14 protein-coding genes are annotated in these 14,901 nt (G+C 44.4%); all 14 read right to left on the bottom strand.

Features of this window, described 5'->3' with window-relative positions; all coding sequences use genetic code 11:
- Positions 1–28: 28 nt before the first annotated feature.
- The 14 genes from A6755_RS13810 to A6755_RS13745 all read right to left on the bottom strand — a co-directional run bounded on the left by A6755_RS13810 (position 29) and on the right by A6755_RS13745 (position 14,878).
- Positions 29–697, bottom strand: a complete 669-nt coding sequence (locus A6755_RS13810) for a bifunctional 4-hydroxy-2-oxoglutarate aldolase/2-dehydro-3-deoxy-phosphogluconate aldolase (RefSeq protein ID WP_063592554.1) — start codon at positions 695–697, stop codon at positions 29–31.
- A 13-nt stretch (positions 698–710) separates the two neighbouring features.
- A complete protein-coding gene (locus A6755_RS13805) occupies positions 711–1,667 on the bottom strand; it encodes a sugar kinase (RefSeq protein ID WP_063590990.1) in 957 nt (318 codons plus the stop codon).
- A gap of 21 nt (positions 1,668–1,688) precedes the next feature.
- A complete protein-coding gene (locus tag A6755_RS13800) occupies positions 1,689–2,552 on the bottom strand; it encodes a fumarylacetoacetate hydrolase family protein (RefSeq protein WP_063590989.1) in 864 nt (287 codons plus the stop codon).
- Between the two features lie 14 nt (positions 2,553–2,566).
- Entirely contained in the window at positions 2,567–3,526 is a 960-nt protein-coding gene (locus A6755_RS13795; RefSeq protein ID WP_063590988.1) for a C-terminal binding protein, read from the bottom strand.
- A gap of 34 nt (positions 3,527–3,560) precedes the next feature.
- Positions 3,561–4,508 (bottom strand): U32 family peptidase, encoded by a 948-nt coding sequence (locus A6755_RS13790; protein WP_063590987.1) that lies wholly within the window; start codon positions 4,506–4,508, stop codon positions 3,561–3,563.
- On the bottom strand, positions 4,505–5,416 hold the full coding sequence (locus A6755_RS13785) for a dihydrodipicolinate synthase family protein (RefSeq protein ID WP_063592553.1): 912 nt from the start codon (positions 5,414–5,416) through the stop codon (positions 4,505–4,507). The genes A6755_RS13790 and A6755_RS13785 overlap by 4 nt, the downstream gene beginning before the upstream one ends.
- Positions 5,417–5,433: 17 nt before the next feature.
- Positions 5,434–6,582 carry a galactonate dehydratase gene (dgoD, locus tag A6755_RS13780; protein ID WP_063590986.1) on the bottom strand — a complete coding sequence of 383 codons (1,149 nt, stop codon included), beginning with the start codon at positions 6,580–6,582 and terminating at the stop codon, positions 5,434–5,436.
- A gap of 64 nt (positions 6,583–6,646) precedes the next feature.
- Positions 6,647–8,116 (bottom strand): alpha-ketoglutaric semialdehyde dehydrogenase GucD, encoded by a 1,470-nt coding sequence (gene gucD, locus A6755_RS13775; RefSeq protein ID WP_063590985.1) that lies wholly within the window; start codon positions 8,114–8,116, stop codon positions 6,647–6,649.
- Between the two features lie 22 nt (positions 8,117–8,138).
- A complete protein-coding gene (locus A6755_RS13770; RefSeq protein WP_063592552.1) occupies positions 8,139–9,296 on the bottom strand; it encodes a UxaA family hydrolase in 1,158 nt (385 codons plus the stop codon).
- A gap of 4 nt (positions 9,297–9,300) precedes the next feature.
- On the bottom strand, positions 9,301–9,600 hold the full coding sequence (locus A6755_RS13765) for a UxaA family hydrolase (RefSeq protein ID WP_063590984.1): 300 nt from the start codon (positions 9,598–9,600) through the stop codon (positions 9,301–9,303).
- A gap of 11 nt (positions 9,601–9,611) precedes the next feature.
- Positions 9,612–10,499, bottom strand: a complete 888-nt coding sequence (locus A6755_RS13760) for a fumarylacetoacetate hydrolase family protein (RefSeq protein ID WP_063590983.1) — start codon at positions 10,497–10,499, stop codon at positions 9,612–9,614.
- Positions 10,500–10,530: 31 nt separating this feature from the next.
- The gene (locus A6755_RS13755) at positions 10,531–11,298 is read right to left on the bottom strand and encodes an IclR family transcriptional regulator (protein ID WP_063590982.1); all 768 of its coding nucleotides are present in this window, start codon (positions 11,296–11,298) and stop codon (positions 10,531–10,533) included.
- 61 nt (positions 11,299–11,359) lie between these two features.
- Positions 11,360–13,564 carry a dihydroxy-acid dehydratase domain-containing protein gene (locus A6755_RS13750; protein ID WP_063590981.1) on the bottom strand — a complete coding sequence of 735 codons (2,205 nt, stop codon included), beginning with the start codon at positions 13,562–13,564 and terminating at the stop codon, positions 11,360–11,362.
- A 63-nt stretch (positions 13,565–13,627) separates the two neighbouring features.
- Positions 13,628–14,878 carry a nickel pincer cofactor-dependent isomerase, group 22 gene (locus tag A6755_RS13745; protein WP_063590980.1) on the bottom strand — a complete coding sequence of 417 codons (1,251 nt, stop codon included), beginning with the start codon at positions 14,876–14,878 and terminating at the stop codon, positions 13,628–13,630.
- Between the last annotated feature and the right edge of the window lie 23 nt (positions 14,879–14,901).

Here is a 14,901-nt window from a genome sequence, read left to right as displayed (position 1 = left end):
AAAGCAGTCGTACTTTCATTCCCAGCGCTTAGTGAAAGATATTCATATAAGCGATGGACGGCTTTAGCCTTTTTGTACGATAGCCGAGAATTTTTTTTGCCGTTTCTGTCAGCCTGGTGTAATCTTCACCTGTAATCAATTTCGCAGGATTGATCAATGAACCGCCTACTCCCGCCGCGATGGCCCCTGCCTTAAAAAATGACGCGAGGTTGTCAAGGTTGACCCCTCCAGTTGGCATAAGGGGAATATGAGGAAGAGGTCCTTTAAGATTTTTAAAGTAGCTAACACCCAATGCATCTGCCGGGAAAACTTTGATAATGTCAGCTCCATGCTCGTAAGCAGTCAATATTTCGGTTGGTGTGAGCGCACCAGGGATGCTAATAACGCCATTGCGCTTCGCCAGTTTAATCGTTTTGACATTGACGGTTGGAGAAAAGATAAATTCAGCCCCTGCCATGATGACCGCACGGGCCGTTTCAGGATCCAATACTGTACCGGCACCCGCTATGATATCATCACCGAACTCCTCTTTCACTTTTTCGATTAAATGGCACACTTTGGGTGTTTCCACTGTTATTTCTAGCGTTCGGATGCCGCCCTCTTTCAGGGCCCGGGCGATTGGTATAATTTGATTGGGCCGTGCACCGCGGATGACGCCGACCAGCTTCCCATGTTTAAGCTCTTCAAGTTTAGTCATTTTTTCCACCTTTCTACCTCTTCACATCATCAGCGCCGCCACTCATGAACAAAGCGAGGTCGGCACGGGCCGGCAAACCCTCCACATCTCCATTTACCATCGTTGCCATTGCTCCCATGGCATTTCCACGCCTTGCAGCTTCTTCTAGCGGCAGTCCATCAAGCAGTCCGGAAAGTACACCGGATGCAAAAGCATCACCAGCACCGATGGGATCCACGACCCGTTCCACATAGAATCCAGGAATGTATGTTTTCGGTACAGACGGGGCTGAAATTAAAGAGCCTTCTTTGCCCAATTTAAGTAAAACTGTTTCGACACCGAGTTCATGAAAATGATCGGCAAATTTCTCCGGTGTATGGGAGCCGAATAAAAATTCGGCTTCGGCCACCCCAGGCATGACGATATCACTTTTCGAGGCGTACTTTGTTATGATGTGACGTGCTTCATTTTCATCATCCCATATTTTCAAACGAATATTCGGATCGAAGACGATTTTTGTTCTGTTTTCTTTAGCAATGCGGACCGCTTTATCCAAGAGCGACTGACAAGAAGTCCCTAGTGCAGGGGTAATCCCCGTTATATGGAGATAAGCGGCATCTTGGATGGCAAGATCAGTTAGTAATTCCGCCGTCATTTTACTAGCTGCCGAATCTTTCCGGTAATAATAAACCCGGGTATCATTCAGCCGTCTGAATTCTTTAAAAAAGACTCCGGTAGGCGCATCAGGGTCTCTTGTTACATAAGAGGCATCGACTCCTTCTCCGCGAATGAACGATTGCATGGCATCGCCAAATTCGTCATCACCGAGACGGCTAATCCAGCGTGAGTTATGACCGAGTCGGCTTAACCCGATCGCGACATTGGATTCCGCACCGGCAAACTTCATCGAAAAAGATCTGGCGTGGCGAAGCGGTCCTTCTTCATTCGGGGTAAACACTGTCATCGTTTCTTCGATGGTTACAACATCCATGTCATCATCTTCTTTCTCTTGTCATGCTATTACGTGATTAGAAAGCGTACCGATCTTCTCAATGCTGACGTTCATCCGGTCACCGTTTTTCAACCAGATTTTTGGATTCCTTCCCATTCCAACTCCTGGTGGCGTGCCAGTTGCAATCAAATCACCTGGCATTAGTGTCATGGACTGTGATAAAAATGAAATGATTTTCGGAACCGTAAAAATTAGGTTGCTTGTATTTGAATCCTGCATAATTTCACCGTTTAATTCAAGCGAAATCGCTAGATTGTGGGGGTCACCCACTTCATCTTTTGTCACGATAACAGGACCAAATGGAGCAAATGTGTCCGCCGTTTTGCCTCTTGACCACTGACCGTCCTGAAATTGCAAATCTCGGGCGCTGATATCATTCATAATCGTGTAGCCAAAGACGTAGTCATCCGCCTCTTCTTCTGACACACGTTTCGCTTCTTTTCCAATGACAAAAGCAAGCTCTGCTTCAAAGTCGACCTCTGTTGAATTAATTGGGATTTCAATCGGATCATTATGACCTGTAATCGCATTCGAATATTTTGAAAAAATGACTGGCGATTCAGGCGGCTCCATCCCCGTTTCCTTACAATGATCAAAATAGTTAAGTCCTACGCAAATGATTTTATCCGGCTTTGCGATTGGCGGCAGGATTTTCACTTCTGACGTTTTGAATATTGCATCCTCATTTATCCGTTGCTCGATTAAGTGTTCAGCACGTGTGCGCAACTCGCTTCCTCGTTCTATAAATTTTTTCATGCAAGCAGGAAATTCCTCTGGACCTAGAGCCGTTAAACTAATTATTTGATCATCTTGAACTAGACCGATGTGCTGTTCGGATTGCACGGAAAAAGTCGCTATTTTCATTTTTTTCCCCTTTCTTAGGTTAAAGCGTATGGTGTTTTTTCCCCTTTTAAGACCTGAACGATATTTCTTGATGCTTTTTGACGAAGTTCAACCATCGCTTCCTCAGAATACCAGGCGCTGTGCGGCGTAATGATGACATTGTCCATTGTGAGTAGCGGGCTATCGATGCTGACAGGCTCGTTTTCTGTCACATCAAGTGCAGCACCTGCAATGATCCCTTTTTCAAGTGCATTGGAAAGTGCTTTTTCATCGATTATCGGTCCGCGTGCCGTGTTAATGATGACCGCGTTACTCTTCATCTGTTTAAGGCGCTCTTCATTGATCAGATGGTATGTATCTTCAATTAAGGGCACATGGATTGACAAATAATCGGCTTCGCCTATAATTTCGTCGAGATCCATTTTTTGAACCCCGACAGCAGCCATGTCTGCAGCCGATACGAAAGGGTCATAAGCAGCGGTTTTAAAGCCGAGCGGTTTCACCTTTTCAATGAAACGGCGCGGAATCCGTCCAAAACCAAGAACCCCAACAGTTTGCTTGTCAAAGCGATGAATCGGGACACACACTTTAAAGTCCCAGTTACCTTTTTTCACTTCCTTGTTTAACAGTGCCACTTTCCGCGCCGAAGAAAGTAAAAGTGCCAATGCATGATTCGATACTTCTTCCATGCCATAATCCGGTACATTGGCGACAGTAATCCCCTTTTCCTTAGCGGCATCGAGATCAATTGTATTGACGCCAACACCATAGCGGGAAATGATTTTCGTGTTTTCGAGCGACTCGATGACTCGTCTTGAGATAGGAGCATATTGATTTAAAATTGCATCCGCTTCTTTTGCCTGCTCCATTATTTCCTCTTCAGTTTTGCATTGCGCTTGGATGAAATTGATATCCAGACCGCTTTCTTGAAAAATCTCTTCTTCATATTTCAAATGTTCAAATTCGTAATCCGTTAATAATATTTTAAAGGTCATTCGGGCTCCACTCCTTTATAGTAAGACCAGACATCTATTTCGCTGCTGCCTTTTCAATTTTTGCAATGCCGAGTCCTTCTGCACCGAGTTTCGATGTTTTTGCTTCAGGATAGTATCGTTCGATCATTTGAATGCCAATTGCGGCACGGCGTACACGTTCTTGCGCGAGTGAGATGTTCGTACTTTCCCATTGTTTCCCTGAAGGGTATACATCAGGGTGATTGCGCAGACCAAATTTAATGTATACTGGCGCCAATACACGGATAATTTCTGGTATTTCATAATAGCGAAGAAAGCCTCCGAAAGTATCCGGAACTTCAACATATAAATCAATGGGAATGTTTATTGATTGTCGGATCGCTGCAAGTTTGGACAGCGTTAATGCAGGTGGTACGTTGTAGGTATCCGCTCCGATGTCTTCCATTAATTTAACGGATACTGGATTGGCAGAACCCATTTGAACCGATACTTTAACAACAAAGTCTTTCGGAAGCTGTCCGTGTTTTTTCATTTCTTTCGTTAAAAGTAGGAGTCCTTCATCCGCAACTAACGCACCGCGAAGACCAAGTGCAGCTCCTCTTTTCAAGTCTTCCATGGCATAAACAAGCTGGTCCGATCCTTCATGGCGGATTCCCTGAGATTTACCTCCTGGCGTAAGCGGTCCCGCACTGACATCCCATGAACCCCTGGGACCGACAAACAAACTGAGCTCCATGCCGCGCTCTGCTGTCATTTCACACATTTCTTTAATTTCTTCATCCGTTTGAAGCATGATGCCGCTGCCCTGGGATATCCGATGAATAGTCAAACCAAGCCGGTCAATTTCTTTCAATGTTTCTTTTAGGGCCGCTGGACCTTCTACACTTGGCAGTTCAATGCGGTATTGAGCTCCATCTGGAAATGTTTTCGTTGATGTAGGAAGATCTTTAAGATCAGTAGATGGGTAGCCTAACGTTTCGAGCAAGTCGCGTGATTCTTTCATTTTTGGACGCCTTCTTTCATATCTATATTTTTTAAGAGAGCAGCTACTTTGTCACCCAAATCAGCAGGGTATACATCGCATGGGGCACGGTGACCAGCAGCAACGTCAAACCAGCGCTGATGAACAGCTTCCTTCATGGCTGTAAAAAATGTCGGACCGTAATTGTACACATCCATCAGTTTTGAAATCACTTGATGATTTTTCTGGGCTTCAGCGAGATCTCCTTTATGATACGATTCATATAAATGTACGGATATTTCCGGTGCAAAGACCGCGCTTCCATTAATGCTTCCCGCTGCACCAATCATTTGAGCCGGAAGCAAATGCTCGTCAAACGCGGAGAAGACTTTGAAATCACTGTGAACTTTCTTCACTTCCGCCAGCACTTGACGAAGGTGGCCGAAATCACTGACCGTCTCTTTAATACCTGCAATGTTTGAATGATCTTCGGCTAATTTTTTAATCAGTTCGATTGATAAATTTTGTCCGGTCAAGAGCGGGATGTTATAAATGAAAACTTGCAGATTAGTATGATTCGCCACACTGGAAAAATGTCGGTATAATTGCTCGTCAGACAGCTTCCAGTAATATGGGTTGACTACGAGAATGCCGTTCGCTCCATGCTCTTCTGCATAAGAAGTCAGTTCTTGCACCTCTTTTAATGCGGTATGTCCGACTCCGACCATAACAGGCACTCGTCCGTTAATATGCTTTAACATTTCGCGTACATATAATTTCCTTTCTTCAGTCGTAAGTGAGGAGAACTCACCCGAACTACCCATCAACAAAATACCGTCAATATTCCGTGAGATTAATAGGTCGATATACCTTCTGTTCAACTCCAAATCCAAGTTCCCCGTTTCATCAAATAAGGTGACTACCGGTGGAATGATGCCATGAAAGTTCATTGTTTTTCCTCCTTTTATTACCATTCAGCGATACTCCCGTCCTCATTTCGCCAAATTGGGTTCTTCCAATCATGTCCGGTCTCTGCTGCCTGCATCACTTTTTTCTCATCGATTTCCACACCAAGACCCGGTTTATCAGGAATGTTCACATAACCATCTTCATAGTCGAATAATTCTGGATTTTTCATATAATCGAGAATGTCCATACCTTCGTTGTAATGAATACCAAGGCTTTGCTCTTGAATAATGAAATTCGGCGTCGTTGCGTCCAAATGAATGGATGAAGCGAGTGTCATCGGACCGAGCGGGCAGTGCGGCGCAATGGCTACATCATACGCTTCTGCCATTGCGGCAATTTTTTTCCCTTCTAAAATACCACCTGTATGAGACAGATCCGGCTGAATTATATCGACATAACCATCTTGAAGTAGCTGCTTAAAGCCCCAGCGCGTATACATTCTTTCTCCCGTCGCAATCGGACACGTAGTATGCCAGGGAATCTCACGAAGTGCTTCATTGTTTTCCGGGAGCACCGGTTCTTCAATGAACACGGGACGGTAAGGTTCCAGTTCTTTTACAATCGCTTTTGCCATCGTTTTATGAATCCTCCCGTGAAAATCCACACCGATGCCAAAGTCGTTGCCAACCGCTTCCCTGATTGAAGCAACGCGTTCGATGACCGCTTCTACTTTCGAAAAGCTATCTATGTAATTCATTTCTTCTGATGCGTTCATTTTGACAGCAAGGAAGCCCTCTTTCTGTTTTTCTATTGCGGCAGCAACGACATCCACAGGTCGATCTCCTCCGACCCATGAATACACTTTAATTTTTTGACGTGCTTTGCCGCCGAGCATTTGGTATACAGGAATATCGAAGTATTTTCCTTTTATATCCCATAATGCCTGCTCAATGCCGGAAATGGCACTCATTAAAATTGGGCCACCACGGTAAAATCCACCTCGATAAAGCGTTTGCCAGATATCTTCAATGTCGTTCGGATTTCTCCCGATCAAATAATCAGTCAGCTCGTTAACTGCTGCTTTAACAGTTTCAGCACGGCCTTCCACGACAGGCTCTCCCCATCCGGAAATGCCTTCATCCGTATCGATTTTTAAAAACAGCCAGCGGGGCGGAACTTTGTATAAAGAAATTTTTATGATTTTCATCAAGCACCTCACAATGTTTTTTGAAGAAAGAGACTTTCAAACATGGAAACCTCCCTTGCACTTGTTAAGAACCTTTAATAAAAACCGTTTTTATGGCTGTATAAAATTCTTTCGCCGCTTCACCTTGCTCTCGCGAACCCGTGCTTGATGCCTTCATGCCTCCGAATGGGGCTTGCAACTCTACGCCCGCGCTTTCTGCGTTAATGCGGACAAGACCTGCTTCAATTTCATCGATGAATTCCAAAATTGAACTAATATTTGATGTGAAGATTGATGCACTCAATCCGTACTTCGTATTATTTGCCAAGTCAATCGCTTCGACCAGATCTGTTGCTTTCATAAGCGCGATAACTGGTCCAAAAATTTCTGCCTGTGCAATCTCCATTTCGGATGTCACGTCTTCAAAAATCGCTGGTGTGATGAAAAAGCCCCTATCATAGTCTCCGCCAGTTAATATCTCCCCGCCATGTATGAGTTTTGCGCCCTCCTGCTTGCCTTTTTCAATGTACTCTGTGACCGTTTTGAACTGGCTTTCGCTTGCACATGGGCCCATCCAAATACCCTCTTGAAGACCGTTGCCCACTGTAATTTCCGCTGCTGCCTTTACCAGTTTTTGTTTGAATTCATCATAGACTGACGATTCAACGACAACACGGCTTGAAGCTGTGCATTTTTGGCCGGAAGAACGAAATCCACCGCTGATGACCGCCTCGACAGCTTGGTCGATGTTTGCATCTTTCGTTACGATGACTGGATTCTTGCCACCCATTTCAAGCTGATATTTTATGCCGCGGGCGGAAGCTGATTTTGCGACGCTCTGACCGACACTTTCAGAACCGGTAAATGTGATCGCATTTAAAAGCGGATGATCGATGAGTCCTTGACCGATGATCGACCCCTTACCGGTAATGAAGTTCACTACGCCCTCCGGGAAGCCTGCTTTTGTGAAACATTCCATGACTTTCGCTGCCGTAACGGCTCCCTCCGTAGCCGGTTTCCATACGATTGAGTTGCCATATACAAGAGCAGGAGCCATTTTCCAGATGGGAATTGCAACCGGGAAGTTCCATGGCGTGATTATCCCGACAACACCAAGTGGGCTGCGTTTCGTAAACATTAGAGCATCTTTATCGGATGATGGAATAACATCGCCGTCTTTCCGCATCCCTTCCCCAGCATAGTAACGCAGGATTGCAACCCCCCGTGCCGTTTCACCTTTTGCTTCCGGTAACGTTTTACCCATTTCGCGAGTCATGGTTTCGGCAATTTCATCTAGATTTTCTTCCAATATATTGGCCGTTTTGAAAAGGATTTGCCCACGTGCAGACTGGCCGAGCTTGCGCCAATCCCTTTTTGCCTTATGCGCTGCAGCTACAGCTTTATTCAAGTCTTTTTCGGTTGAGCTTTGTACGTAGCCAACCGGTTCTTTGTCCGCAGGATTAATACTTTGGATTGTATTTCCAGAAGATGCATTCACCCACTCATTATTAATGAAATTTTTATATGTTTTCGTTGCAAATGTAGTTGATATCATAGTCTTTTGCTCCTTTTTCGTTTTAGAATGTCGGTCCAATTCTCCATATACCAAAGTCATGCTGCTTTAATATCTCCGCTTTTGTTAGTTTCCCGTTAGAAACATGTTGAATTTCTTCCATGATGCGCCTGCCCACTTCATCAACGGTTTCTAAACCATCAACGATCGTACCAGCATTTAAATCCATATTTTCATTCATCCTGTCAAACATTGGTGTATTAGTCGAGATTTTTATGACGGGTGAAATAGGAGAACCAGTCGGCGTGCCTCTTCCACTTGTAAAGAGAACGATTTGGGCACCGCCTGCGACCATACCCGTCAATTGCTCAATGTCATGGCCAGGCGTATCCATCCATACTAGCCCTTTTTTTGTGGGTACCTGGGCATAATCAATGACTTCTTCCAATCTGGTTGTACCTGATTTTGTCGCTGCCCCCAGGGATTTTTCTTCTAGTGAGCTGAGACCTCCCTCAATGTTTCCCGGACTTGGATTTCCGGTGCGGATGTCTACGCCCATTTGAATCGAGCGGTCTTCCATCATTTTAATAACCGCATAAGCTTTTTTTGCTACCTGGTCATTTGCCGCCCTGTTTGCGATCAAATGCTCTGCACCGATGAGTTCAGTCGTTTCCGCTAATATTGCGGTTCCCCCTTGCTGAACTACCAAATCGCTAGTACGTCCGACTGCCGGGTTCGCCGATAAGCCGGAGCATGCATCAGACCCACCGCATTCTGTGCCGACAATCAGCTCGCTAAAATCACATAATTCCCGTTGCACCATCGAGGCATCCTGGACCATTTTGACTGCGATTTTAGATACTTCGGCAATGGTTTGAAGAGTGCCTCCATGATCCTGGATCGATACAGTTTTCACTGGTTTACCGCATTTGGCAATTTCATCCCCAATACGGTGCGCCTGATGTGTTTCACAGCCAAGTCCGAGTACTATGACACCATATACATTTGGATTCATACCCATTCCCGCATAGGTTCGGGCCGTTTGATCATAATCAGTGCCCACTTGCGCACAGCCATGCTGATGAATGAATGTGACGGTTCCACTCACCAATTCCGTGACGCGCTGAGCTGTTTGTGTTGCACATGTTATCGTCGGCAAAATCAGTACATGATTCCGTACACCGACGCGGCCATCCGGACGGCGGTAGCCCCAAAACTGCATTTTTTCATTCAGCAACTTTGTCACCCCTTCCTCTTTTGCCTTCTAAATTGTGTACATGAACATGTGCACCAGCGGGAATAGTAGCTGAGGCTGCACCTATGACTTCCCCATATTTAATTATGTCTTCTCCTTGGTTGATGGTTTTGACTGCGAACTTATGTCCAAAACGGATCGGTTCAAGAATGGGTACGACAAGTTCTTCAATGTCTGACTTCACAACTACTGATGTGTTTGCAGGGATTTCTGATAAAGCGACAGCTACACTATCTTCCCTACTTAAGTAAAGTGTTTTATACTCGCTCATTTTGTCACCCCTTAAATGGTTTGAACTGCTTTACTTTGGATAACCGGGTTGTTTAATACCCCTATCCCTGGTATTTCGATTTCAATCCGGTCATCGCCTTTCAATGTAAATTCATTTGGCGGAACCACGCAAGTACCTGTAAGTAAAACGGATCCGTCAAATACAGTATTATCTAAGACTAAATAGTCGACGAGCTCTTCCAATTTTCGTTTCAGTTGGTTTACTTTCGCTTCACCTTCAAATACTTTTTCTTCATTTCGAAAAATCCGGCACATGATTTTAAGCTCGTATGGATCTGGAACAGCCTCTTTTAACAAGATGGCCGGTCCAATGGAACAAGAGTTTTTCCATACTTTTGCCTGTGGGAGATAAAGCGGGTTTTCACCTTCAATATCACGGCAGCTCATGTCATTACCTGCGATATATCCGAGCACCGTTCCCTTTTTATCGATGACAAGACCAAGCTCCGGCTCCGGAATTTGCCATTTTGAATCTGAACGCAAATATACCGGGTCATTCGGTCCTACAGTTCTTGCTGCAGTTGATTTAAAGAAAATCTCAGGACGCTCTGCATCATAAACTTTGTCATAGAAAGTTTGGCGGTCCAGCTTTCCTTGCGTTGCTTCGTAGTTACGTGCTTCCTTGCTTTTTTTATACGTAACGCCAGATGCCCATACTTCCGGTGCGTCGATCGGCGTTGTTAATTGAAGACCTTCCAATGGCAGCTTTTCCCCTTCAGCGACAATTTGTTTTACAATGTCAAACGCCGTTCTGTTTTCATGGCGTGCCGTTGTAATCAACGACATAAAATCAGTAAATGGAAGGTCCACCACATTGTTTTCGTTTGTCACGGCAGCAAGTTGTTTTTTGTTTTCATGTACATAGCGAATAATTCTCATTTGCTAGTTCCTCCTAAGGGCAAACCTTTTTTTATATTTTTTGATATTCATAACCGAGCTCCTGCGAAATTTTACTGCTGCATTCCTTTAAGAGACGTACATAATACTCATGTGTTTCTTCGTTTACTTTCGAAGCAGGCATCGATACACTCATTGCAGCGATTACCTTTCCTGAATAATCTCTTATCGGTACGGCAAGACAGAAAATGCCCGGTTCATTTTCTTCATTATCCATTGAATAACCATTAATGCGTGCTTTTTCGATTTCGGCTAAAAACTGTTCCTTGGATCTAATCGATTTTTCTGTCGGTCCCGTATATTCATAGCCGTCCAAGAGCAAATCCAGTTCACTATCCGTTTTGGTTGCAACAAGAGATTTGCCAACTGCACTTGTATGAATCGGAACACGACGGCCAATACGGGAATACAGGACCGTTACCCCAGTACCTTCCACTTTATCGACATAGACACCTTCCTGCCCGTCCAATATGACAAGGTGCAGCGTCAAATTCGTTGTTGCTGAAAGCCCTTCAAGATGTTTTCTTGCTACATTGCGCAAATCGAGATGGGTCACAACAACGCTTCCCCTCTCCAATAGCTTTAATCCTAGCGAGTATTTTCCATTTTCTTCGCCTTGTGAAATATAGTGATGCTCCTGTAAGGTTTTTAATAGTGAATGAACCGTACTTTTATGTAAATTCATTCTCTTACTTATCTCTGTGATAGTTAGTTCACGCTCACGCTCATCAAATAAATCCAATATTTTCAAGGCACGCTCCACCGATTGGATGATAGGCATCGTTCCTCACTCCTTTTCATTCTGTCTACCTTTATCTTATCGGATTTATGACGAGCATACCTCACTTTATTTCTACTTTTTTTTCATGGATTATAATATCTTGTTCATAATCAAGTACCGCATCCTCAATGACAGCGATTGGAACAACACCATTTGCTGCATCTGTATGCCCAAACATCCTGTTGCTTGCCGCAACCATTTTCTGTCTAACTTTCATCCGCTGCTTGCGTTCAGCTGCCAATGATTGTCTTTCTTCTTTAAAATGATCCGCAAAATCATGAATAACCTTTCCAGAATGAAGTTGAGTAGAATCTACAAAATCAATTCGTCGATCACGAAGCTGAAGGTGAATTACATCCCCTGATTTAAGTAAACCTATGCTGCCACCTTCATACGCTTCCGGTGTCATATGCCCTATGGCAGCTCCATATGTGACTCCTGAATAGCGGCCGTCGCTAATGATTGTAGCGATTTTTTTCATAACACGATTTGCATTGATGTGTTGCATTGGTGTAAACATTTCCGGCATTCCGAATGCCACTGGCCCCTGCCCTGAGATAATAACCGCAATTTTCAATGTGCCGGCTTCAACCATCCTGTCAAATAATTCCCCATAGGTAGCGGTTTTTAAAAGAGACCATTCCGACTCATTGTTGTATTTAAGAGATTCTAGCAATAGATTATGTTCGAAAAGCTTTTGCTCTTTTATTTTTGAAAGCAGTTTTGAATCGAGCAGGCTTTTATTTGCATCATCTTCATTTTCGTAATAAAGGACAAATGCAAGTTTATCGTCGAATTGGTCAAGCTGTGGTGTCGGCATTCCGCTGATTTTTACAACGGCGCTTTCAAAGAAGTTTCCTTTTAATACATCAACACCGCTGAATCCACGTCGTGGATTGGATAAAATGACCTGATTTTTCTTTACATTAACCGCTTTTAGGCTACTTGTGATCGAAAGACGTTCTTTCCAAGTTTTTGCTGCGACAGTCGGCGCATCCTGATCCATTGCTACACCATTCTCAATAAGTTCATGAAAAAGTGTTTCCATTCCTCTGCTTTTCCCGCTGCAACACTGCATCGCAAGAGAATAAATGTCCCTTCCTTCTGTCAAACTGTAATCAAATAAGTCAGGAATTGGATGTGAATGATGAATGCGATCAAGATCCCATAAACTGAATTTGAATCCTGCATAAAGCATGCCTGCGACAATATGCATCATTAAGTTAGTAGAACCACCCGAAGCACTGTGAATACGGATTGCATTTTTTATGTTCGCACCGACAATGTTGGCCACGCCGTAGCGCTCTTCGTTTATCATGCCGGCAAAGCTATCAAGCACCGAGTTAATCTGCCGTTGTGTTGGCGGATCGGTCAACAGCTCCACTGCTGGATGTACGAGACCCATGCCTGCCACTAAATGACGTGAACTATTCCCCGTACCATTAAAGGCACATACACCTCCCTGCCCGTCACATGTTGCGACAGCAAGTCTCATTTCAAAGTATTTATGCTGTTCCTTCGTCAATATTCCTCGTTCATAGGCCCGTTCAAACACGCCCTGGAAAGCAGTATTCGATGAGCATTGCAATATATATGCCATCGTATCTCGTAAATCTACGGCTACATCGGCTGCTCCTTTGCTTTCCGCATTTTTCGCAAGAGTTTCCAATTCCTCAATCACGTCAGCTGGAATCGAACCGCCTTCCAAAACGTGAGCAGGTGCGAATGTTGCGAAAAAGGGTGCTTCACCACGGTTTCGGCGAACACGATCAACATGGGCGAGTGCACTTACAACACCAAGAGGCTGCTTATCACACCCTTGAATGACGAATGCACCATGATAACTGTGAGCTTCCAGCTGGTTGACAACCATTTGTGCAACCGCGTTTCGGCTCTGGAGAGAGTAACTCATTCCTTGATTGTTTTGTGCAGTGCCATCACACATCACCGGTGTCGAAAAATGAAACGGCACGCCGCCGTTTTGCCAAATGCGGATTGCTGCCCGTGCTGACGTTTGGTAATCCATTATATGGGCCGGATGATCGGAAGAACCACCTATTATTGCGATACGCGGGGCATTCCTCTCGAGCCGCATATAAATTTCTTCAAGCGTCCAATCAGGCTTCCCCCCTTCATATGTGGTGCCTAGCGTCAGCTTCGAACGGTCCAACAGCCCTGCAACCGTAATGGGTTCATTTGCTTTTCCCTGCACATTATCGCGGTAAGGGTTTATTTCGTTATCAATTAGTGGATATAGGTGTGTCATTTCAGCACTCCTTTTCTGAGTTCAAATCAATTCTTTCGTTCTATGAAAATAGTAAAGAAGATTTTAGTCCAGTGCCAAGTCTTCTGGGTCTGACAAGATCTCTATATTTTCATTTTTTAAAGCTTCTTCCATCATGTTTTCAGAAATCCAAATTTCACCGATTTCAAGCGTGTTTTTAATTCTTACGATTCTCACTTTATTCAAATCGAAGGCATTGCACGTTTTGATGGCAGCTTTTACAGCCAATTCCTGAGTATCCAAAAACATCGGGAGCTTTACTACATCTGTCACTGTGCTGGTGAGTGCATTTGCATACCCTTTTTCCCATTTTATTTCATTCATGACGGCTTTTGTCGTCATATCTGCCATGCCGATGCCGTTCGCATTACCGTGAGTTTTTTCAGTAAGTCCTAATACAACGGTCCGTTTAACGTCTGGCCCCCCGGTAGCATATGGTGTGGCGAAGTTACCCGTAATGTTCGGGTCCATTCCATCCCCTGAAATGTCCTTTCCGAGTTCATTTACAATAAGTACGTCCATCGAATCGAAATGTATTTTCGGCATCAATGATTTTGCTTCAAGCAACAGTCCCGGTTCCACTACCTCCAGATCCTCCGCTGGGACTGCGACGATTTTCGCCGGTTCATCATAAGCGTTTTCAATCGACGCAAGACCAAATATGATAGAAGCTTTTGACAAGGAAACCTTCGCCATCTCAGGTACATGTTCCGCCATATACTTAAAGCTGTATGCATGTGCAGCTTCGGCTCCCTTTTGCTTTCCTAAACCGATAGTTATCATTTTCATAAGTCCGCTTTCAACCGGTCCGCGAAATGCTGTATGTGGTTTTATCCGATTAATGACTATGATTTTATCCGATTCGTAAGCAAATTTATCAATATAGACAGGGAGGCCATTTGGCAATTCATCCAGTTTAATAACTTCCATCGATGACCTGATAGGCGCTCCAACCGCTTCTTCTGAAATACCCAGCTGAAGCAACACATCGATTTGCCCTTCCGCCGTGGCACCACCATGGCTTCCCATTGCAGGTACGATGAAAGGATTACCTCCCGCCGCCTTAACGGCAGCCACCGTTTCTCTTACTAATGTAGGAAGGTCCGCTATCCCTCTGCTTCCTACTGCAATTGCCACCCTGTCTTCTTCATTTATTCTTGATAAGACACCTGCTTCTTTTATCGCCTTCTTCACCTCACCAGCTACATCAGCGATTTGAGGTGCAGGAAATTTTTGCCTCACTTGTACCATTTTCGGTAATTGGATTTCACGTAAAAGTTCAGAGATAATATCCATTTTCTTTCCTCCAAACAATCTGG

Origin of the sequence: Peribacillus frigoritolerans, from assembly GCF_001636405.1 — a bacterium.
Lineage (GTDB): Bacteria > Bacillota > Bacilli > Bacillales > DSM-1321 > Peribacillus > Peribacillus frigoritolerans.
Note: the sequence above shows the minus strand (reverse complement) of the source record. Positions and strands in the feature narration are given on the sequence as shown.

Coding starts and splice junctions, on each gene's coding strand:
- A6755_RS13810 (WP_063592554.1), bottom strand. CDS start 697: ATGACTAAACTTGAAGAGCTTAAACATGGGAAGCTGGTCGGCGTCATC.
- A6755_RS13805 (WP_063590990.1), bottom strand. CDS start 1,667: ATGGATGTTGTAACCATCGAAGAAACGATGACAGTGTTTACCCCGAAT.
- A6755_RS13800 (WP_063590989.1), bottom strand. CDS start 2,552: ATGAAAATAGCGACTTTTTCCGTGCAATCCGAACAGCACATCGGTCTA.
- A6755_RS13795 (WP_063590988.1), bottom strand. CDS start 3,526: ATGACCTTTAAAATATTATTAACGGATTACGAATTTGAACATTTGAAA.
- A6755_RS13790 (WP_063590987.1), bottom strand. CDS start 4,508: ATGAAAGAATCACGCGACTTGCTCGAAACGTTAGGCTACCCATCTACT.
- A6755_RS13785 (WP_063592553.1), bottom strand. CDS start 5,416: ATGAACTTTCATGGCATCATTCCACCGGTAGTCACCTTATTTGATGAA.
- dgoD (WP_063590986.1), bottom strand. CDS start 6,582: ATGAAAATCATAAAAATTTCTTTATACAAAGTTCCGCCCCGCTGGCTG.
- gucD (WP_063590985.1), bottom strand. CDS start 8,116: ATGATATCAACTACATTTGCAACGAAAACATATAAAAATTTCATTAAT.
- A6755_RS13770 (WP_063592552.1), bottom strand. CDS start 9,296: ATGCAGTTTTGGGGCTACCGCCGTCCGGATGGCCGCGTCGGTGTACGG.
- A6755_RS13765 (WP_063590984.1), bottom strand. CDS start 9,600: ATGAGCGAGTATAAAACACTTTACTTAAGTAGGGAAGATAGTGTAGCT.
- A6755_RS13760 (WP_063590983.1), bottom strand. CDS start 10,499: ATGAGAATTATTCGCTATGTACATGAAAACAAAAAACAACTTGCTGCC.
- A6755_RS13755 (WP_063590982.1), bottom strand. CDS start 11,298: ATGCCTATCATCCAATCGGTGGAGCGTGCCTTGAAAATATTGGATTTA.
- A6755_RS13750 (WP_063590981.1), bottom strand. CDS start 13,564: ATGACACACCTATATCCACTAATTGATAACGAAATAAACCCTTACCGC.
- A6755_RS13745 (WP_063590980.1), bottom strand. CDS start 14,878: ATGGATATTATCTCTGAACTTTTACGTGAAATCCAATTACCGAAAATG.